Annotated in this window: 10 protein-coding genes and 1 tRNA gene; all 11 read left to right on the forward strand. The window is 33.7% G+C overall.

Features of this window, described 5'->3' with window-relative positions:
* The first annotated feature begins 19 nt into the window (after positions 1–19).
* The 11 genes from BLR17_RS05980 to BLR17_RS06030 all read left to right on the forward strand — a co-directional run bounded on the left by BLR17_RS05980 (position 20) and on the right by BLR17_RS06030 (position 21,299).
* Entirely contained in the window at positions 20–469 is a 450-nt protein-coding gene (locus BLR17_RS05980; protein ID WP_066327524.1) for a GatB/YqeY domain-containing protein, read from the forward strand.
* Positions 470–556: 87 nt separating this feature from the next.
* Positions 557–630, forward strand: a tRNA-Arg gene (locus BLR17_RS05985).
* A 278-nt stretch (positions 631–908) separates the two neighbouring features.
* On the forward strand, positions 909–3,623 hold the full coding sequence (locus BLR17_RS05990) for a hybrid sensor histidine kinase/response regulator transcription factor (protein WP_066326780.1): 2,715 nt from the start codon (positions 909–911) through the stop codon (positions 3,621–3,623).
* A 318-nt stretch (positions 3,624–3,941) separates the two neighbouring features.
* On the forward strand, positions 3,942–6,167 hold the full coding sequence (locus BLR17_RS05995; protein WP_066326778.1) for an alpha-galactosidase: 2,226 nt from the start codon (positions 3,942–3,944) through the stop codon (positions 6,165–6,167).
* Positions 6,168–6,888: 721 nt separating this feature from the next.
* Entirely contained in the window at positions 6,889–8,208 is a 1,320-nt protein-coding gene (locus BLR17_RS06000) for a sugar porter family MFS transporter (RefSeq protein WP_066326777.1), read from the forward strand.
* Positions 8,209–8,212: 4 nt separating this feature from the next.
* Positions 8,213–9,811, forward strand: coding sequence for a glycoside hydrolase family 32 protein (locus BLR17_RS06005; protein WP_066326775.1), 1,599 nt, complete (start codon positions 8,213–8,215; stop codon positions 9,809–9,811).
* 48 nt (positions 9,812–9,859) lie between these two features.
* The gene (locus BLR17_RS06010; protein ID WP_066326773.1) at positions 9,860–13,012 is read left to right on the forward strand and encodes a SusC/RagA family TonB-linked outer membrane protein; all 3,153 of its coding nucleotides are present in this window, start codon (positions 9,860–9,862) and stop codon (positions 13,010–13,012) included.
* A gap of 9 nt (positions 13,013–13,021) precedes the next feature.
* Positions 13,022–14,767, forward strand: coding sequence for a RagB/SusD family nutrient uptake outer membrane protein (locus tag BLR17_RS06015; RefSeq protein WP_066326772.1), 1,746 nt, complete (start codon positions 13,022–13,024; stop codon positions 14,765–14,767).
* A gap of 82 nt (positions 14,768–14,849) precedes the next feature.
* Positions 14,850–15,746 (forward strand): carbohydrate kinase family protein, encoded by an 897-nt coding sequence (locus tag BLR17_RS06020; RefSeq protein WP_066326771.1) that lies wholly within the window; start codon positions 14,850–14,852, stop codon positions 15,744–15,746.
* 91 nt (positions 15,747–15,837) lie between these two features.
* Entirely contained in the window at positions 15,838–18,570 is a 2,733-nt protein-coding gene (locus BLR17_RS06025; protein WP_066326770.1) for a substrate-binding domain-containing protein, read from the forward strand.
* Between the two features lie 194 nt (positions 18,571–18,764).
* Positions 18,765–21,299 (forward strand): glycoside hydrolase family 32 protein, encoded by a 2,535-nt coding sequence (locus BLR17_RS06030; RefSeq protein WP_066326769.1) that lies wholly within the window; start codon positions 18,765–18,767, stop codon positions 21,297–21,299.

Here is a 21,299-nt window from a genome sequence, read left to right on the forward strand (position 1 = left end):
TATTAATAAAATAACACCAATGAGTTTATCAGCAAAAATCATGGATGAAATGAAAACAGCCATGAAAGCAAAAGATACTGTAGCATTAGAAGCTTTAAGAGCTATAAAATCAGAATTACTTTTAGCTCAAACTTCGTCAGGTTCAAAAGAGGAAATTTCGGCAGAAGAAGAAATTAAATTATTGCAACGTTTGGTGAAAACCCGTAAGGAAAGCGCAAGAATCTTTACAGAACAAAACCGTCCGGATTTGGTTGAACCAGAATTAGCTCAGGTGGCTGTTATAGAGAAATTTTTGCCGGCACAATTGAGTGAAGCGGAAATTGAGGCTGTAATTGCAAAAATTATTGCCGAGACAGGAGCTTCAGGAATCGCTTCTATGGGTAAAGTTATGGGATTAGCTTCTGCTCAATTAGGAGGAACTGCAGAAGGAAAAGTAGTTTCAGGTATCGTTAAAAAATTATTGGTATAAAAGTTTAAATTCCAAAAAGAGAAATTCCAAATTCCAATGACAAGAGTTGGTATTTAGAATTTTAAAAAATGGTTTTTTTTATATTTTGGCTGCGTAGTTCAACTGGATAGAATATCAGATTTCGGCTCTGAGGGTTGGGGGTTCGAACCCCTCCGCAGTCACAAACGCAAATTATTAAAGGCGTGATGATTATACAAGTTTTGTGTAATTATCACGCTTTTTTAGTTTTTGGTGATTCAAAAAAAAGCTTAGGAATGTTTTGTTTTGAAAAACAGGATTTATTTTTATTATGCAAAAAATATTAGGTTAAATGTTAAGAAAATCATAACTTTCCATCTCTAAAGCAGCGATGAGAATTGGCTGCTTACTTCAGATTAGCTTTAAAAATATTCCGTTTTCCAATTTTACTAGATAGTAATTTCCTTAATAAATTAACAATATGTTCAAAAAGATTTGTTTTCTGTTCTTATTGGTATTGATACTGAATTCATGTAAAAATGAAGAAGATAAAGATGAAATTTTGATTGGTTTTTCTCAAAGTATCAATCATGATATATGGAGAAAATCAATGGAACATAGTATGGAGATTGAAGCAGCCTTGCATCCTAATGTGAAATTGAAAATTTATAATGCAAATCGTAAATCAAAAAAACAGATAAAAGATATAGAGCGATTTATTGAGGAGAAAGTAGATGCGATTATAGTATCTCCTTTTGAATCAGATTCAATTATTCCGGTAATAGAAAAAGCAAATGCCAAAGGTATTCCTGTTATTGTAGTTGACAGAAAAGTAAATACTTCTAATTATATGGCTTATATAGGGGCAGATAATGTTGAAGTTGGAAGAATTGCGGGAAGACACATTGTTTCATTGTCTAAGGGTAAGGCAAAAGTAATTGAAGTCAGAGGGGCTTATTATACTTCGCCCGGCTTGGAGAGAAGTTTGGGTTTTAAAGAGATTGTGGAGCAATATTCAGGTATAAAGGTGGTTAGGTTGGATGCTTATAAAGATGAATTACCTAAAGAGGCTTTTTTAAAAGCTTTAACTGAGAATCCGGATGTGGATTATGTTTTTGCTTATAACGATGTAATTGCTTATCAGGCATATCTTGTTGCCAAAAGTAAAAAGCTGGAAAAAAAGATTAAGATAATAGGTGTTGATGGTATTAACGGGCCTTATGGCGGAATCCAATTAGTAAAGGATGGGATTTTAAAAGCAACAGTATTGTATCTTACAGGAGGAAGTGAGGCTGTTAAGCTGGCTTTAAAAGTGATTAATAAGGAAATTGTTCCCAAAAAAAATAATCTTAATACCGTTTTGATTGATTCTCTTAATGCTGAAATTATGAGTAATCAGTTTGATAAAATTACTATTCAGCAGTCGGATATTGAGGAACAGCAACATATTATTAAAAATCAGGAAGAGAAATATGCCAGCCAGAGTAATCTTCTTAAGCTATTAATTATTTTGTTTGTCATTGTTTTCGGGTTGGCCATATATAGTATTTATTCCCGAATAACAATCAGTCGTAAGAAGAATGAATTGGAAGAAAAGAACAAAAAAATAGTTATCCAAAGAAATGAAATCAAGCAATTTGCAAAGGAATTGAAAAAGAGTAATGAGGCAAGACTTTTATTTTTTACAGGTCTTTCTCATGAGTTTAAAACACCTTTGACCTTGATTTTGAGTTCGGTAGAGTCTTTGAAAAATGAATTCAGGAATAAAGGAATTGCGGTTAATACTGAGATTAATTTGATGTATAATAATTCGAGAAGATTATTAAGGTTAATTAATCAGCTTTTGGATTACCGAAAAATAGAAGATAAAAAATTTGTACTCAAAGCATCAAAAACAAATATTTTAGATTTTTCGAAAAGTATAGTTTGTGATTTCGAAAAAGAAGCAAAGAGAAAGCTTATTGATTTTACGCTGACGAGCAATAATCCGGATTTGGAGGTTTATATTGACCGAAATTTGATGGATAAAGTTTACTTTAATTTGTTGTCCAATGCCTTTAAATTTACTCCTGAGAGTGGTAAGATTGCTGTTGCAATCAATGAAGATAAAATTCATAATGTTGTTAGAATTTCTTTCAAAGATTCAGGTATTGGAATTCCTGAAAATGAAATAGAAGAGGTTTTTAAAGCTTTTTATCAAGGGTCAAATAATTATAGAAGCAACAGTTCCGGCATAGGGCTGCATTTGTCAAAGAATTTTATTGACTTGCATAAAGGTAAGGTAGAAATTAATTCTAAAAACGGGACTGAATTTATTATTAGCTTACCATTGGGCAAAGAGCATTTGGATGCCAAATCAATAATAGAAGATCAGGTTCTTGATTTAATATACCAATCGGATTATTTGGATTCGGATATCCAGGTAAGTGAGCCAATGGTCAATGAGGATAAGTATTCTATTTTTTATATTGAGGATAATGTTGACTTATTGGATTTTATAACCAATAAATTCTCGACACAGTACACTATTTATACCTCAGACGGTACCGATGCTATAGAACGCGCTTTGGAGTTAATTCCGGATGTTATTATTTGTGATTTGAATTTGCATGATAAAAATGGTTTTGAAATTTGTGAAATTTTAAAGAAAGACCTGAGAACCTCCCATATTCCTATTATTATATTAACAGCATCAGAAGATCAGGATTCTTATTTGAAAGCATTAGAAAGCGGTGCAGATATCTTTCTGACAAAACCTTTTGACTTAAAAGTTTTATCTCAGTCTATTAAAGGGCTTTTGTATAACAGAGAAAAATTACGATTTTATTATACCAATAATATTTTAAAAATTGACGATAGTGGTTTTGGTTTTTCTGAGCAGGATTTTTTACGAAAACTCAATTCGTTAATTGAAAAAAACATGGAGAATTCGGCTTATCTGATAGAAGATTTAGCGCATGATTTAAATATTTCCAGAGTGCAACTCTATCGAAAAGTAAAGGCGATATTAGGGATTAGCGTAAGTGATCATCTTCTTAATCTTCGATTGGAGAAATCTAAAATACTGCTTAAGAAAACGAATCAGAATATTTCGGAAATAGCTTATGCCGTAGGTTTTTCATCGCCTAATTATTTTTCGACTTCTTTTAAAAATAAATTCGGTGTAACACCAACGGAATATAAAGGGGTAAAATAGGTTTTGAAGGTTTAATTGTCTTCTTTTTTCATTGTATTTATGTTACATAATTATAAGTCATGTAACATGAGTATTCTTTTGAGATAGATTTTATAATTGGTTTTTCGTTGTCAGGCTTTGTTTTTAAAGGCTTTGTAGTAGTATTGATGTCCTTTTGTTGAAATTGTGCCAATTGAAACATATTGAGAATGTAATTATGATTTTTAATGTGAAATTAGCAGGGTTTGATTGTAAAAATAGATTTGGATTTAATCATTTGCACATCGATACTTGCTTACCTATTGCTATTAATTCAAAAAAAATAAACCACCATTAATTATGAAAAAGGATCTCGTTTTCTCTTTGTTAAAAGGCAATTTCAAATTTGTTGTTGTTTTCTTTTACGGTTTGCTAAGCTCTTATGCACAAAATATTACAATTCCGATAGAGACTAAAGACCATGCTTTAGTATTACAAACAGATAATGATAAACGATTGCGAAATATTTATTTTGGCAAACCATTAAAAAATAAAGCCGAATATGATATTATAGCTAAGAGTTTTGATTTTAATGATGCAAATGCAGGAATTTATAATATCGCTTATACTCCTTCGGGGACTTCTAATTTGTCGGAGCCGGCCTTGCAGGTAAAACATGCTGATGGCAATACCTCTCTGGAACTTAAATACGTTAGTCATAAATATCAGAAGATTGATGCTGATGTTACTTTAATCAGTATCGTTCTTAAAGATCCTGTTTATCCGTTTGAGGTAACTTTGTTTTATAAAGTATGGGCTGCTAAAAATGTTATCGAGCAGTGGACCGAGATAAAACATCAGGAGAAAAAGGCTGTTTTATTGCAAAAATATGCTTCGGCTAATATGTATTTTACTAATAAGAATTTTTATCTGACCAGTTTTCAAGGGGAGTATCTTAAGGAAATGCAGCCTGTCGAAACTAAATTGGAACAGGGAATCAAGGTGATTGATTCAAAACTGGGGACAAGGGCAATGCTTTTGCAAACGCCAAATTTTATGGTTTCATTTGGTCAGCCTGCTTCAGAAAATGAGGGTTTGGTTATGTTGGGGCAGCTTGCCTGGAGCGGTAATTTTAAACTTGATTTCGAAATCGATTCATATAAAAATCTTCGTTTGATTGCCGGAATTAATCCTTATGCTTCCGAATATTCTCTGGTACCCAACAGGGTTTTTAAAACTCCGTCTTTAATTTATGCATTGTCAAATGAGGGTACCGGAGAGGCTAGCCGTAATCTTCATGAATGGGCCAGAAAATACAGGGTTTTAGATGGTGAGGGTGAACGTTTGACTTTGTTGAATAACTGGGAAGCTACTTATTTTGATTTTGATGAGGCTAAGATTAAAGATTTATTTAAAGGTGCTAAATCATTGGGTGTTGATATGTTTTTGTTAGATGATGGCTGGTTTGGAAATAAATATCCACGAAATAATGACGATGCAGGTTTAGGGGATTGGCAGGAAAATAAGAAAAAATTGCCTCATGGATTGGGTTATTTGGTAAAAGAAGCCCAAAAAGAAGGAGTTAAATTTGGCATTTGGATAGAACCTGAAATGGTTAACCCCAGAAGTGAATTGTATGAAAAACATTTGGATTGGGTTATTCGTCAACCGGAAAGACCTGAAATTTATTATAGAAATCAGTTGGTTTTGGATTTGTCAAATCCTGAAGTGCAGGATTTTGTTTTTGGGATAGTAGATAATTTGTTTACTAAAAACCCTGAATTAGCTTTTATCAAATGGGATTGTAATGCGGTAATCTATAATGCTTATTCTGCTTTTCTTAACCAAAAAGGAATTCCTCAGTCTAATTTATATGTAGATTACATTCATGGATTGTATAAGGTTTTGGAAAGAATCAGGGCAAAGTATCCTAAAGTTCCTATGATGTTGTGCTCTGGCGGAGGTGGTAGGGGTGATTATGAGTTCCTGAAATATTTTACTGAATTTTGGCCTAGTGATGATACGGATCCTATTGAAAGAATATTTATTCAATGGAATTATTCCTATTTTTTCCCTTCGATAACTACTGATAATCATGTGACTGATTGGGGAAAACAACCGTTGAAGTTTAGAGTTGATGTAGCGAGTATGGGGAAATTGGGATTTGATATTGTTGAAAGTCATTTAAGTGAAAATGATAAAGTGTTTTGTAAGCAGGCAATTTCAAATTATAATTCGTTTAAAGATATTGTATGGCATGGCGACCTGTATCGTTTGTTGAATCCGCACGAAAATGATATTTCGTCTTTAATGTATGTGAATAAAGAAAAAAATAAAGCTGTTGTTTTTAATTATCTGGTTAATAACCGATATAAAATTACAGCTACTGAAAGGCCAATTGTTTTGGCGGGATTGGATCCGGATAGTAAATACACTGTGAAAGAAATAAATTTATATCCTGATACAAAATCTACAATTAATTCAGAGAATCTTTATTCAGGTAACTTTTTGATGACAGTAGGGATAAATCCAAATGTCACTTTAAAACGTACGAGTGTTATATTAGAAATAACTCAGGTAAAATAATGATTCATAAAGGATAAGAAATTAGGGAAACTTTTCATTTAAATTAAAAATGCAGTTGGTTTTTAAATCAGCTGCATTTTTTTTATGCGATAAATTTAAGCTGACTTGTTGATGTTTTGATGAACGTTTGTTTTTCTGTTTAATGGCTGCTGATTATTGTTCAAATTTTATTTTTCAGCTGTTGTAGATGAATATAAAGGGTTGAAAATTTAAAAGAAATGTATGATAAGAAGCCGAAATATATTATTAAGACTAAATGCTTTTCTGGTGAATCCCTTTTTTAAATCGAATTGATTATTGGGCTGGTATATTGCTGTTTTTTATTCTAATTGTTACGGTTTTAGTCATTAGTTATGTATAAAAGGATTCGCTTTTTATGAAATATTTTAGATGTTTTTGAAGCTTTTTTGATTTTACTTTTTGTGTAAAATATAATTAAAAAGTATGAAAAAAGCAGGAAGTGGAATTTTAAGGTTAATTAATTGATTATTTCTTTATTGCATCATGTAACAAGGTTGTAGATTATGTAACATAAGTGTAGTACAACCTTCTTTCCAAGCCCATTAAATCTGTTTTTTTATTAGTAATAAATCCTTGTAAAATAAGGTTTTGTATGATTTTCACATTCTCTTAACATTTTTAAACACAATTGTAACACTGTTAAAATAGGTGGTTCTATTAAGCAGATATCTTAGCAACTGAATTTAAAATTATACAGATAATGAGAAAAATATTTATTTGGGCTTTAGTAGCATCACTTGCAGGATTCCTTTTTGGTTTTGATACTGTTGTGATTTCCGGAGCGGATAAAAAGTTACAGACCCTATGGAATTCATCGGATGCTTTTCATGGTACAGTTGTAATGGGCATGGCTTTGTGGGGAACCGTAATAGGAGCCATATTTGGAGGGATACCAACAAACAGAATAGGTAGAAAAAATACCTTACTGTGGATTGGAATATTATTTTTCTTTTCAGCTATAGGTTCAGCTTTAGCAAATGGGCCTTATGTGTTTGCTGCTTTTAGATTTGTTGGTGGATTGGGAGTTGGAGCATCTACTATAGCGGCACCGGCTTATATCTCAGAAATTGCACCGGCAAAAGACAGGGGGAAATTGGTAGCGTTTTACCAGTTTAATATTGTCTTAGGAATTCTTATCGCCTTTCTTTCTAATTATCTGTTACGAAACGTAGGTGAAAATTCATGGAGATGGATGATGGGTGTACAGGCGTTTCCTTCTTTTATTTATTCAGTATTAATTTTTTCTATTCCTAAAAGTCCAAGATGGTTATTGTCAAAGAACAGAGATGAAGAAGCTAAAAGCGTTCTACAGCGAATGGGATTGGAAGCCGATTTTGAAGAAATGAAAAAAGATATAGATGCTGATAATGCTAATGCAGCTCTTGCTAATGACAGTATCTTTTTAAAAAAATACAGAACGCCGTTGATATTGGCATTTTTGATTGCTTTTTTCAACCAATTATCAGGAATTAATGCTTTTCTGTATTATTCCAATAGAATTTTTCAGGAAGCCGGTTTAGGAGAAAGTACTGCTTTGTTGAGTAGTATTGGAATTGGAGTGGTAAATTTAGTGTTTACTTTGCTTGGTGTTTTCTTAATAGACAGGCTGGGTCGAAAAATTCTCATGTATATAGGGTCAGTAGGCTATATCATTTCGCTTACTTTAGTGGCTATGGCATTTTTCCTTCATTGGCAGGGGATTATGGTTCCGGTATTTTTATTCTTATTCATTGCAGCACATGCAATAGGTCAGGGAGCAGTAATCTGGGTTTTTATATCCGAGATTTTCCCTAATCACCTCAGAGCTTCAGGGCAGGCTTTTGGCAGTACGACACACTGGATTTTAGCTGCAATCATTCCGTCATTGATTCCTTTTTTATTTTCTACGATTGGAGCCGGGGTTGTGTTTTTGTTTTTTGCCATCATGATGGTATTCCAACTGTTTTTCGTTGCCTTTTTAATGCCTGAAACCAAAGGAATTTCTTTAGAAGAGTTAAGTAAAAAATTAATTAAAAATTAATAACATGAACAAAATAAGAACTAAGAAATGGTTAGGACTAATAAGTAGTCTGGTAGTTTTTGTGGGTTTGTTTTCTTGTAAAGAATCTACAGATTCGGATGGGAAAAAATATACAGAAGAGGAACTTTATAGACCTAATTTCCATTTTACACCTAAAAAAGGTTGGATGAATGATCCTAATGGATTGTTTTATTATAATGGATATTACCATCTTTTTTATCAGCATTATCCGGATTCAAATGTTTGGGGACCAATGCACTGGGGGCATGCTATAAGTACCGATTTAGTTACCTGGACAGAAAAACCTATAGCACTTTATCCGGATGCCAAGGGGTATATTTTTTCAGGAAGTGCGGTTGTAGATTTAAAGAATACCTCTGGTTTTGGTAGTCTAAAAAACCCGCCAATTGTGGCAATGTTTACTTACCATGATCCGGTAAAAGAAAAAGCCGGAGCTGTAGATATTCAGTCACAGGGGATTGCTTATTCATTAAATGAAGGGTTGACCTGGACAAAATATGAGGCCAATCCGGTGATTAAAAATCCGAACCTTAAAGATTTCAGAGATCCTAAAATGACCTGGGATAATATTCACAAACAGTGGTTAATGGTTTTAGCAGCCGGAGACAGCATTTTTTTCTATGCTTCTAAAGATTTAAAAAGTTGGGAGTTGCTTTCTGATTTTGGAAAAAACATAGGTGCGCATGGTGGTGTTTGGGAGTGTCCGGATTTCTTTCCAATGTTAATTGACGGATCTGATGAGTATAAATGGGTGCTTTTAGTAAGTATAAATCCGGGAGGTCCAAACGGCGGTTCGGCTACTCAATATTTTATAGGTGATTTTGATGGTAAGCACTTCACTCTTGATACATCTTTTTCTCAGGATTTAAAAGAGAAAAAATCGCTCTGGATTGATTACGGCAGAGACAATTATGCAGGGGTTACATGGTCAAATATTTCTGAAGTGGATGGAAGAAAATTATTTGTCGGATGGATGTCTAACTGGAATTATGCTCAAAAAGTACCAACTCAAAAATGGAGAAGCAGTATGACACTGCCAAGGGAATTAACACTTGTTAAAGAAGACGGACATTATAAAGTTGCTTTTCAACCAGTGAGAGAATTACAAAATTATGTGTCAAAAACAATAAAAAAAGAAACTCTTAAAATAACCAAAAAGACCGTTTTGATTGATAAATCATTTGTCGATTTATCCAAAATAGATATCCGATTTAATTTGAGTAATCTTAAAAACGATGTCTACACATTCTCATTATCCAATAGCCTGGGGAATACAATTGAATTTGGAATTAATAAAAAAGATAAGTTCTTTTTTATTGACAGAAAAAAATCAGGAGACATTTCTTTCTATGATGATTTTGCAAAACAAATTTCAAAAGTAGCTTTTACAAAGGATTTTGATAAAATGGATGTAAGGGTTGTTATTGATAAAACTTCAATTGAGGTATTTTATGATAATGGCAAAACAGTTATGACCGAGGTGTTTTTTCCTAAAAAACCTATGGAAACATTCTCGGTTAATAAAGGAAATTTTGACTATAATATTGAAAATCTAATTATTAACCAACTAAATTTTAACTGAAACCAATAATTATTAATCAACTAAATTTTAACTAAAACTATTTAAATTATGAAACGAAAAATCATTCTCTATTTAATTTTAATGGGCTCCTTTTTTTCTTTATCGGCTCAAAATATAGGAATAAAAGGGACAGTGACGTCTTCTGAAGATGGAATGTCATTACCAGGTGTATCAGTGGTAGTCTCGGGGACTAATAAGGGAACCACAACGGATCTTGATGGTAAATATGAACTTAAAAATGTAGATGCAAAAGCTACTTTGATTTTTAGTTATGTAGGTTTTACAAACCAAACAGTACCGGTAAACGGTCAGGAAACTATTAATGTTGCTTTGAAAGCAGAATCACAACAATTAACCGAAGTTGTGGTAACGGGGTATTCAAAAGAACGCAAGGTAGACGTTACAGGATCTGTTGTTGTTGTTGAGATGAGACCTATTGCAGGACAAAGTATGAGTTCCGGTAATGCCATGCAGGCCATGCAGGGTAGGGTTGCCGGTTTGTCAGTAGAAAAGTCCGGAGACCCAAGTGGAGCCAGCAGCAAGATTTTAATCAGGGGGGTAAGTACTTTAGGAAATACGGATCCATTGTATGTAATTGATGGTATTCCTACGGTACGACCTGAAGTTTTTGCGAGTTTAAATCCAAGTGTTATCGAATCTGTTCAAGTATTAAAAGATGCTTCTGCTTCTTCTATTTATGGTTCCAGAGCTGCCAATGGTGTTATTGTGGTAACAACTAAAAATGCTTTTAAAGGAGAAAAAATGAATGTGACTTACAATACCAGTGTTTCTTCTATGTCAGAGAAAAAACAAAGATATAAAATGTTGAATGCTGTTGACAGAGGTAAGATTTTATGGCAGGCATCGGTAAATGACGGAGCGCTTCCTGAGGATGGTTATGGAGAGATCTATAATTTTGACTGGAATCATAATTTAGCTAATCCAGTTTTAAATAGTGTTACAGTTCAACCTTATGTAGGTGGTAATACAAATGTTCCTGCAGGAGATACTAATTGGCAGGATGTAATGTATAAAAGAGGATTTCTTACTAATAACGATTTGTCTGTTTCAGGAGGAAGTGATAAATCGAATGCAATATTAAATCTTGGGTATTTGAACAATACAGGAATGTTGAAATACACAGATTATGAAAGATATACTGCCAGATTAAACGCTAATTTTAAATTGTTTAATGATAAAGTGCGATTTGGAATTAATTCACAGTTTACTCAGTCGAATGAAACTTTAGCATCTACCGATGTGGGGAGTGCTCCTACTCCTGCTTTAGCTGTTTCATTAGTCCCAACAATTCCCGTATATACGAGCACCGGAGATTTTGCTGGTCCTTTAGGTTCGGGATATTCTGATAGAAATAACCCTTTGTTGATGCAGTATTTGAACAGATGGGATAATACCAGAAGAATGTCTTTGTTTGCTAATGTTTTTACAGAAATTGATTTGGTTAAAAATCTTACTTTCAGAAATAGTATCGGAATGGATTTCAATGACTATAAGAAAAAAGATATTGAACCAACAGTAAACAATGGATTTGTTACAAGAGCGAATAACAGCTTGAGTCTTGATACTAATAAATATTCCAGTTTGACTATTTCAAATACATTAAATTATAATGTAAAACTGTCTGATCATAAAATAGGTGTTATGATTGGTACGGAATCAGTTAAAACAGATTTTAACAGTATCTATGCACGTGCAGAAGGATTTGCTGTAGAAAAAGAATCTTATTTTGTATTGGCATCCGCTTCAGGAGCAAGAACATCAAATGGACTTTCAACAGGAAGCAGATTGCTTTCTCAGTTTGGTAAAGTGAATTATTCATTTTCAGATAAATATTTAGCAACTTTCACAATAAGACGTGATGGTTCTTCACGATTTGGAGCAGATAACAGATACGGTATTTTCCCTGCTGCTACTGTAGGTTGGAAAATCAATAATGAAGATTTCCTGAAAAATATTGAAGTTATTTCTTTATTGAAACTTCGTGCAGGTTATGGTGAGGTAGGGAATCAATCTATTGGAGATAATGCCCGTTTTGGTTTATATGAAGCAAGATACGGTCCTAATCAAAATGTATTCGACCCATGGTTTTTTAATATCTATTATAATGTTGGAACAGCTTATGATTTGAATGGAACTAATACAGGTAACTTGCCTTCTGGTTTCGTTTCTATTCAGGCAGCCAATTCAGGATTGAAATGGGAGTCGACTAAGGAGATTAACGTTGGTTTGGATTTTGCATTTTTACAAAACAAATTATCAGGTTCATTTGACTATTTTTCAAGAAAAACCGACGGGATTTTAATTAAACCACCAGTTGCTTCAGTTGTAGGAGAAGGACAACAACGTTCTGTAAACGGAGCCTCTACTGAAAATAAAGGTTGGGAATTAATTTTAGGTTATTCGGATACTTTAGAGAACGGATTGAATTTTAATGTTACAACCAATTTTGGAGCTACAAAAAATAAAATTACTCAATTACCGGAAGAGGTAAGATCGGCTTATCCGGGAACGGCTGCAAATTCAATTGTTGGTCATTCACAGTTTGAAATTTTTGGTTACAAAACCGAAGGATTGTTCCAGTCGCAAGCTGACATTGATTCACATGCTACTCAGGTGGCTTCCCGATTAGGAGGTATTAAATATGTGGATATTAACAATGATGGGGTTATTAACTCTAATGACAGAACTTTCATTGGGTCAACACAACCTAAATTAGAATATGGTATCAATATTAGTTTGGCTTATAAAAATATAGATATGTCCATTTTTGGTTCAGGGGTTACAGGAAGAAAAGGAGTTGATCCTTACATCTATTGGAATAATTTTGTACAAGGAAGAGAAAACGTAGGACCAGGAACTTTAAATGCTTGGACTCCTACAAATACAAATACTAGTATCCCTTCACTTACAACCAATAATACTGACTATGCAAATATGTCCGATTATTTATTGAGAAACAATTCTTATTTCAAAGTTCGAAATATTCAAATTGGATATACATTGCCAGAAAGTATAACTGACAAAACCGGTTTTATAACTCATTGCAGAATATATGCTCAGGGAGAAAACTTATTTTGGTTTACTCCAAAAGGTTATATAGGTTCTGATCCGGAACGTACGGATATAAACAGAATACCGGTACCTACAACTCTATCATTAGGTGTAAACTTTAATTTTTAATTAATTCTCATGAAAAAATATAATAAAATAGTTATTTGCTTCATGTCAATCTTAATGTTGGCATCATGTAGCTCAGATTTTTTAGATTATGAACCTACCGGGGTACTGCAACCGGACGAAGTTGCAACCGCTAAAAATGCAGATGCTCTTGTAAATGCAGCTTATGCCGCAATAGGCAATGACGAGATGGTTGGACCTATAACTCATCAATGGGTTTATGGAAGTGTGCGTTCGGATGATGCTTATAAAGGCGGAGGTGGTCGTGGCGACGTAGATGTTGTGGATCGCTACGAGCAATATAATTTAACTATTCCGGATTATGGGGATTGGATGTTGCCTAGAACCTGGACTAATCACTATAAAGCAATTTCCAGAGCTAATTTTGCTTTGTCAGTAATTAATTCTTTGTCGGAAACAGAATTTCCGCTTAAAAAAGTGAGACAGGCAGAACTTCGCTTTTTAAGAGCACACTCTTATTTTATGCTGAAGTTATTGTTTAATAAAGTTCCGTTTATTACCGAAGATCTTTCTAAAGAGCAAATTTTAGAAACTTCAAATGACTTAACTTCTGACGCATTATGGAATAAAATAGCCGAAGATTTTATTTTTGCTCACGATAATTTACCACAATCCCAGGATCAGGTAGGTAGAGCAGATAAAAATGCAGCATCGGCTTATTTAGCAAAATTAAGATTGTATCAGGCTTATGAGCAAAATGCTACTCACCAAGTGATAAATATTAATGCAGCCAGATTACAGGAAGTTATTGATTATGCTAATCAGGTAACCGGAAGTTTAGAGCCTGATTTTGGATATAATTTCTTAGATGGTCATGATAATGGACCTGAATCTATCTGGGCAGTTCAGTTTTCTATCAATGATGGGACTAATACTGGCAGAGTAAGTTTTGTTACAGGATTGAATTCTCCTCATGGTACGCCTCTTTACGGATGTTGTGGTTTCCATATGGCAAGTCAGAATATGGTAAATGCCTTCAGAACTGATGCTGTAACAGGTCTACCATTGTTAGATACTTTTAACAATTCGGATATTTATAATACAGTAGATAGTAATGGAAAAGCGCCATTAACAACGGGAGTGACTATAGATCCAAGAATTGATCACACAGTTGGGGTACCTGGAAGACCATTTAAATACAAAAATACGTTGAAAACAACCGGAGATATGGTGTACAATTTTAGTTGGGCGAGAGATCCGGGAGTTTATGGTTATTTTGGAAATATGAAAGAACAACAATCTCCGGACTGTTCTTGTTATGTGAAAAACGGACCATTCGTAGGAACTTCAAAAAATGTGGATTTTATTAGATATGCCGATGTATTGCTGTTTAAAGCAGAAGCTTTAATACAATTAAACAGATACACTGAAGCGTTGCCTATTATCAATCAGATAAGAGCAAGAGCAGCAGCCAGTACAGCAATGCCATTAGCTGCAGGAGCTTCTAATGTGTATAAAGTGAGTCCTTATGTTTCTTTTCCTTCAAAAGCTTATGCTTTGAAAGCCCTTATGTTTGAAAGAAGATTGGAATTTGGTATGGAAGGTCCTAGATTCTTTGATTTAGTACGATGGGGAATCGCAGAACCGGTTTTAAATGCTTATCTTGCAGTTGAGAAAACTAAAAAAGGGTTCTTGTCAAGTGCTCATTTTACAGCAGGTAGAGATGAATATTATCCGATACCTCAAAGAGAGATAGATTTTACAGGAGGATTGTATACTCAAAATCCTGGATATTAATTGTTAATAGTAATGTGTTTGGTTATTTAATGTGATTAAGGGCAGGTTTTAAACCTGTCCTTAATTTTTAAATATTATGATTATGAATAAAAAACACGCATTAAATGTCGTTTGTTTTGGAGAAGTTTTATGGGATGTTTTTCCAACTCATAAAAAAATTGGTGGCGCCCCTTTAAATGTGGCATTGAGAATGAATTCTCTGGGAGTAAAAACAACTATGATTAGTTGTGTAGGAAAAGATGAAAATGGTGAAGATATCCTGTCTTTTTTAAATCAGCATAATGTTAGTACTGATTTTGTTCAAATAACCGAAAAATATAAAACAGGAGTTGTTAATGTCATGATTAACGAAAAAGGAAATGCTTCTTATGATATTTCATATCCTTCCGCCTGGGATAAAATTGAAAAGACAAAACCGATGGATGCTCTGGTTTCAAAAGCAGATGCGTTTGTTTTTGGAAGTTTAGTGTGTAGGGATGAGGTATCCAGATTGACTTTAGACCATCTTTTAGCCAAAGCAAAATATAAAATTCTGGATGCAAATCTCAGAGCGCCTTATTATACAACAGAGATACTTACTGATTTAATGCTCAAGGCTGATTTCATAAAACTCAATGACGAGGAATTGCTTGAGCTTAGTAAAGAAATGGATTCGCCTTATAATTCTTTTGAGCAGAATATCAAATTCATTGCTGAAAGAACCAATACCAAACAAATATGTGTTACGAAAGGTGCTTTTGGTGCGGTATTGTATTACAATGATAAGTTTTATTATAACAGCGGCTATTTTATAAAAGTTGTTGATACAGTAGGAGCCGGGGATTCATTTCTTGCAACTTTGATTGTGAGATTGCTAAAGGGAAAATCACCCCAAAAAGCTTTGAATTATGCCTGTGCCGTTGGAGCATTGGTTGCCGGAAGTGAAGGTGCTAATCCGGATATTTCGGGTAAAGAAATCAAAAAGTTTATGATGATCTGATAAAAATCAGATTGTACAGCATAATTAACCTTTGCGGTATACCACTAACCGTAAAGGTTTGTTATTGTTTATTCTAAAAAAAACTAATTCAATGTTGAGAAAAAAGTATTATCTGTTTTTGATAATTAGTGCTTTTATTCTGATTTCCTGTGATCCTTATTCTAAGGATAAGAATAAAATTTCGATAGGATTTTCACAAAGTATTTCGGAGGATGATAGCTGGAGAAAATCTATGGATTATACGATGAAATTAGAAGCGTCACTTCATCCGGAAATTGATTTGACTATTTGTAATGCAAATAATAACACCCAAAGACAGATTCAGGATATTGAAAAAATGATTGAAAAGCATTTGGATGCCATAATTGTGGCTCCTTATGGCTCCGATTCTATCGTACCGGTAATTGAAAAGGCATATAAAAAAGGTATTCCTGTTATTATAGTAGACAGAAAAGTAAACACTCCTTTTTTTACAGCTTTTCTGGGTACCGATAATGTTGAAGTGGGGCGTATTGCCGGAAAACATATTGTTTCTATTTCTAAAGCCAATGCCAATGTTCTTGAAATCAGAGCAACAACTGATATATCACCCGGAGTAGAGCGGAGTTTGGGATTCAAGCAAATTATGGATCGCTATCCCGGCATTAAAAAGGTAAGTATCACAGCTGCCGATTTAGAATCACTGAACGCTAAATTCAGCAGGGCTTTGGATAGTTTGCCAAAATTGGATTATGTTTTTGCGTTTAACGATAATATTGCACTTCAGGCCTGGCAGGTGGCAAAACAAAAAGGCAGAGAAAATAAAATCAAATTTATTGGGATAGATGGATTGAATGGACCGAATGGAGGCATACAAGCGGTTAAAGATGGGATGCTAGCCGCAACTATATTATATCCCACAGGCGGTAGTGAGGCAATTAAACTAGCCGTTAAGCTGGTTAATAAAGAATCGGTTTCAAAAAATAACAAATTAGCGACAGTATTGATTGACTCTTTGAATGCGGATATTATGAGTAATCAATTTGATAAAATTTCGCAGCAACAATCCAATATTGATACACAACTAAAAGTTATTGATAAGCAGGAAAGAAAGTACATAACGCTGTATAATCTAATGAAATTATTAGGCTTTTTTTCAGTGGCTATTTTCTGTCTGGCTCTTTTTAGCGTTTATTCTGTAATATCGATCAGAAGAAAGAAAAGACAATTAGAGTTAACAAATCAAAAAATAAAAAATCAAAGAAATCAAATTGAAAAATTTGCAGAAAAACTGAAGATTAGCAACGAAGGGAAAATAAACTTTTTTACGGGGATTTCCCATGAATTTAAAACGCCGTTAACGCTGATTTTAAGTTGTGTGGAATCATTGAATGACGAATTTAAAAGTAAAAGTTACAATGTCAAAAAAGATTTAGACATTATGTACAACAATTCGATGCGACTGCTTAGACTGATCAATCAGCTTTTGGATTTTCGAAAAATTGAAAGTAAAAATTTTAATATCAAAGTATCTAAAACGAATCTGTGGTTTTTTTCTAAAAATTTATTCAAAGAGTTCGAACGTGAGGCAAATAAAAGAAATATCGAGTATACCATTACCACAAACGATGAAGATTTAGAGGTTTATCTGGATAAAAATCTGATGGATAAAGTATACTATAATTTATTATCCAACAGTTTTAAATTTACCCCGGATGGAGGAAAAATTGAAATTAAGATTAATAAAAATTTAGAAAAAAATAGTGTCGAAATTACTTTTAAGGATTCAGGTATTGGTATTCCAAAAAATGAAATAAACGAAATCTTCAATCCTTTTTTTAAGGGTTCCAATAACTATAAAAACGGTTCAGGCATTGGCTTGAATCTGTCTAAGAGTTTTATTGATTTGCATAAAGGAGCAATAGAAGTTAAGTCAGACAAAGGGACTGAATTTATTATTTCCTTAAAATTAGGAACAGAACATCTTGATAAAAAACAAATCATTAATGATACTGATTATGTTTATGAAAATCATGATGAATATTTTGATATTGAACCCATAAAAGATAAGAATCAGTTAGCTGAAGAAAACGATAAAAAATATTCGATTTTGATAATCGAAGACAATGTCGAGCTGCTGGAATTTATTGCTGCAAAATTGAGTGATGAATACAACGTACTCAAATCGGATGGTAAAAATGCTACTGAAATAGCTTTAGAAGTAATGCCTGATATTATTTTATGTGATTTGAATTTACCTGAAAAAAATGGTTTCGAAATATGTGAAACACTGAAGAAAAACATCCTGACTTCTCATATTCCAACCATTATTTTGACGGCTATGGACGATGAGGAAACTTATATAAAATCACTGGAAGCCGGTGCCGATTTGTTTTTAACAAAGCCATTCAATCTTAAAGTGCTCAAACAGTCCATAAAAGGCTTGTTGTATAACAGAGAAAAGCTTAGGTATTATTACACCAATAATATTGGCGAACTCGAAGTAAATACACTAGGGATAATTGAAAAAAAATTCTTAAATAAAATAGAAGCATTGTTAGAAAAAAATATTGATAACTCTTCTTTCTCTGTTGAAGATTTAGCTAATTGTTTAAACATTTCCCGAGTTCAGTTATATAGGAAAGTTAAAGCGGTTTTGGGGATTGGAGTCAGCGATTATATAACCAATTACAGATTGGAAAAATCAAAAGAATTATTGAAAACAACATCATTAAATATTTCAGAAATTGCTTATTCCTGTGGGTTTACGTCTCCAAATTATTTCTCTACAACTTTTAAAAGTAAATATTCAATCTCTCCAAAAGAATTTAGAAATAATAAATAGTCCAATAGGGATGTATCATTTTTATAGAAAATACAATCTGAGCTTTTTTTAAGAGGAATTTAGTAAAGGTTTGTATTGTTAAAGTATTGGTAATTAGTTGATTGTGGTTTATTTGGTTTTTTATTGCCTATGTAACAATTCTTAAATAGTTCTTTAGCGTACTGCAGTAGTTTTATATAAAAAACAAATATAAAATGAAAAAGTACACTACTATTATTGTGTTGTCATTGTTGGTTTTTGGGTGTGGTTCGAAAAAGAATACGACCGATACCACGCCACCACCACCAACTAATGAAACCACTGAACTACTCTCTTTTAAGTTTAATGAGTCGTCAGGTCAAACAATCAACGAAACCAAGACCAATGCTACTTTTACCATAAACGGACCTTTAGGTTCTGCAGAACGCATAGCAGGAGTTGAAGGCAATGCATTAAGGACTAATGGCTTTTATGGATGGGCTAACGGGAAAACAAATATTAGCTATCCAACTAATAAAGTGTGTGTGACCGGCTGGATTGCTCCATCTGCTTTTCCTGTGCAAAGAAAAGATTTGGACCAATTAAGTGATAATACCAATGCCTCAATATTTTCTAATGTAAACCCAAATACGAACGCCGGTGTTGCTTTAGGAATAGATCAATATGGTCGCATAATTGCGCAGTTTAAAGTGGGCACAGAAATAGTAAATATTATTTCAGACCAGCAAATTGAACTTAAGAAATGGAGTTTTATTTCTTTAAACATCAATACCCTGTCAGGTTTGGCTTCATTGTATTTAAATGGAGTTAAAGTTAAAGGTATTGCTTGTCCATTTGGAAATATTTCCTGGGATACCAATGCAACAGTTTATATAGGAAAAGAATCAAAAGTTAAAACTATTGCCGGATTTGATACCAATGGATTAACCGGTGCCATTGACCAGGTTTCGGTCTGGGCTAAAGACTTAACTGATGCAGAAATTCAAACTCAATACACTAAAGTAAGTCCTTCAATTCCCAATCTTAAGATTCCAATTGCCGACAGGTATGCTAATGATAACCATAGACCTAAATACCATTTGGCGCCTTCATCTGCCTGGACTAATGAATCTCACGGATTGTTATACATTGGTAATAAATACCATTTGTTCAGTCAAAGAAATTTCAATGGTCCTTATTTAGAACACATCAATTGGGGACATTATGTTAGTAGTGATTTAGTAAGTTGGGAAGAAAAAACACAGGTGTTATGGCCGCAGCCGGGATTTGATGAGGTGGGTATCTGGTCCGGACATGCAGTAATTAAAAACGGACAGCCTTATATTTTTTATACCGGTGTCAATAAAGCCAGAGCAGCGATTGGTTTAGCAACTTCTAATGCTCCTTATGATTCCTGGACAAAAAATGGCACTCCAATTATTGCTGCTGTTCCTTCCAATATACCTAATGCTGATTTTAGGGATCCCTTTGTATTTCAAAATAATTCAGATTGGTACATGATGGTAGGTACCGGATTAAGAAGCGGGACATCAAGAGGAGGATTGTTTTTGTATAAGTCTACATCTGCTGATTTTAAACAATGGAGTCAGCAGGGTACTATGTTAGAAGGGAATCCTACTGCCGATGGAACAGGAGAATTTTGGGAAATGCCTATCTACTATAATTTTGGTGCCAAGTCAATTGTTTTGATTAATAAGTTGCCTAATGCCAATGCGTTGTATTGGACAGGTAGTTTTGATGGAGCAAAATTTATCAGAGATAATGTTGTCCCGGAACGTTTGGAAGTTGTTAATAATCTTTTGTCTCCATCGATCCACCCGGATGCAAGCGGGAATTTAACTGCAATGGGTATTATTCCTGACGGGGTAAATTCTGCAAAACACAAACAGCAGGGTTGGGCTCATGTTTTTAGTTTGCCAAGAGTCTGGACATTGGTTAATAACAAAATTAAACAGGTACCTCATCCTAATTTATTACAACTAAGAGGAACTTCAAAAAACTTTACGAATGTTTCTTTTGATCAGAACAGTTCAAATGTTTTAAACGGAGCCAATGGAACGCAGTATGAAATTGTAGCTACAATTAATCCCGGTACAGCCACTAAAGTGGGTTTTTCATTAAATAAAAACTTAGCTATCGGGGAACAAACACTAATTTATTATGATTTCACTACAAAAAGCTTTGTAGTAGATCGAAGTAAATCTTCCGTTTTACCAGATGTTCCGCTTTCAAATCAGTCCGGAAGTTATGAATTACCTGTCGGGAATATCAATTGGCGAATTTTTGTCGATGCTTCTGTAATTGAAGTTTTTGTTAATGAGGAATTGGCTTTTGCAACCCGATCTTTTCCTTCTGTGGGAAGCAATCAAATTGATTTATATGCCCAGGGAGGAACAGCCACTGCTACCAATTTAAAAATTTATAATATTCAGGGTGGTGGCACAGCATCTGTTTCTAAAATTGCTGAACAGAAAGAGGATATAATTCATCCTGTTGTTTATCCAAATCCTTCCAGTGAAGATTTCAATTTTAAATTCTCTAACATAGCGAAGCCTACAGCGGTTGCTGCTTATGTTTTTGATATTACCGGATTTCCGGTTAAAAGAATTGAAAAACTAATAGACGCCGAAAATACTGTAATTAAGTGGAATGGTTATATGGATAATGGTATGAAAGCAAGGGAGGGCGTCTATATCATAAAAGGCTTTGTAGAAAATGATTTATTTGATGCCAAAATAATAGTAGAATAG

The sequence above is a fragment of the Flavobacterium glycines genome, assembly GCF_900100165.1.
Lineage (GTDB): Bacteria > Bacteroidota > Bacteroidia > Flavobacteriales > Flavobacteriaceae > Flavobacterium > Flavobacterium glycines.

Excerpts from the sequence above, each read along its gene's own strand:
- BLR17_RS05980 (WP_066327524.1), top strand. The coding sequence starts at position 20 with ATGAGTTTATCAGCAAAAATCATGGATGAAATGAAAACAGCCATGAAA.
- BLR17_RS05990 (WP_066326780.1), top strand. The coding sequence starts at position 909 with ATGTTCAAAAAGATTTGTTTTCTGTTCTTATTGGTATTGATACTGAAT.
- BLR17_RS05995 (WP_066326778.1), top strand. The coding sequence starts at position 3,942 with ATGAAAAAGGATCTCGTTTTCTCTTTGTTAAAAGGCAATTTCAAATTT.
- BLR17_RS06000 (WP_066326777.1), top strand. The coding sequence starts at position 6,889 with ATGAGAAAAATATTTATTTGGGCTTTAGTAGCATCACTTGCAGGATTC.
- BLR17_RS06005 (WP_066326775.1), top strand. The coding sequence starts at position 8,213 with ATGAACAAAATAAGAACTAAGAAATGGTTAGGACTAATAAGTAGTCTG.
- BLR17_RS06010 (WP_066326773.1), top strand. The coding sequence starts at position 9,860 with ATGAAACGAAAAATCATTCTCTATTTAATTTTAATGGGCTCCTTTTTT.
- BLR17_RS06015 (WP_066326772.1), top strand. The coding sequence starts at position 13,022 with ATGAAAAAATATAATAAAATAGTTATTTGCTTCATGTCAATCTTAATG.
- BLR17_RS06020 (WP_066326771.1), top strand. The coding sequence starts at position 14,850 with ATGAATAAAAAACACGCATTAAATGTCGTTTGTTTTGGAGAAGTTTTA.
- BLR17_RS06025 (WP_066326770.1), top strand. The coding sequence starts at position 15,838 with ATGTTGAGAAAAAAGTATTATCTGTTTTTGATAATTAGTGCTTTTATT.
- BLR17_RS06030 (WP_066326769.1), top strand. The coding sequence starts at position 18,765 with ATGAAAAAGTACACTACTATTATTGTGTTGTCATTGTTGGTTTTTGGG.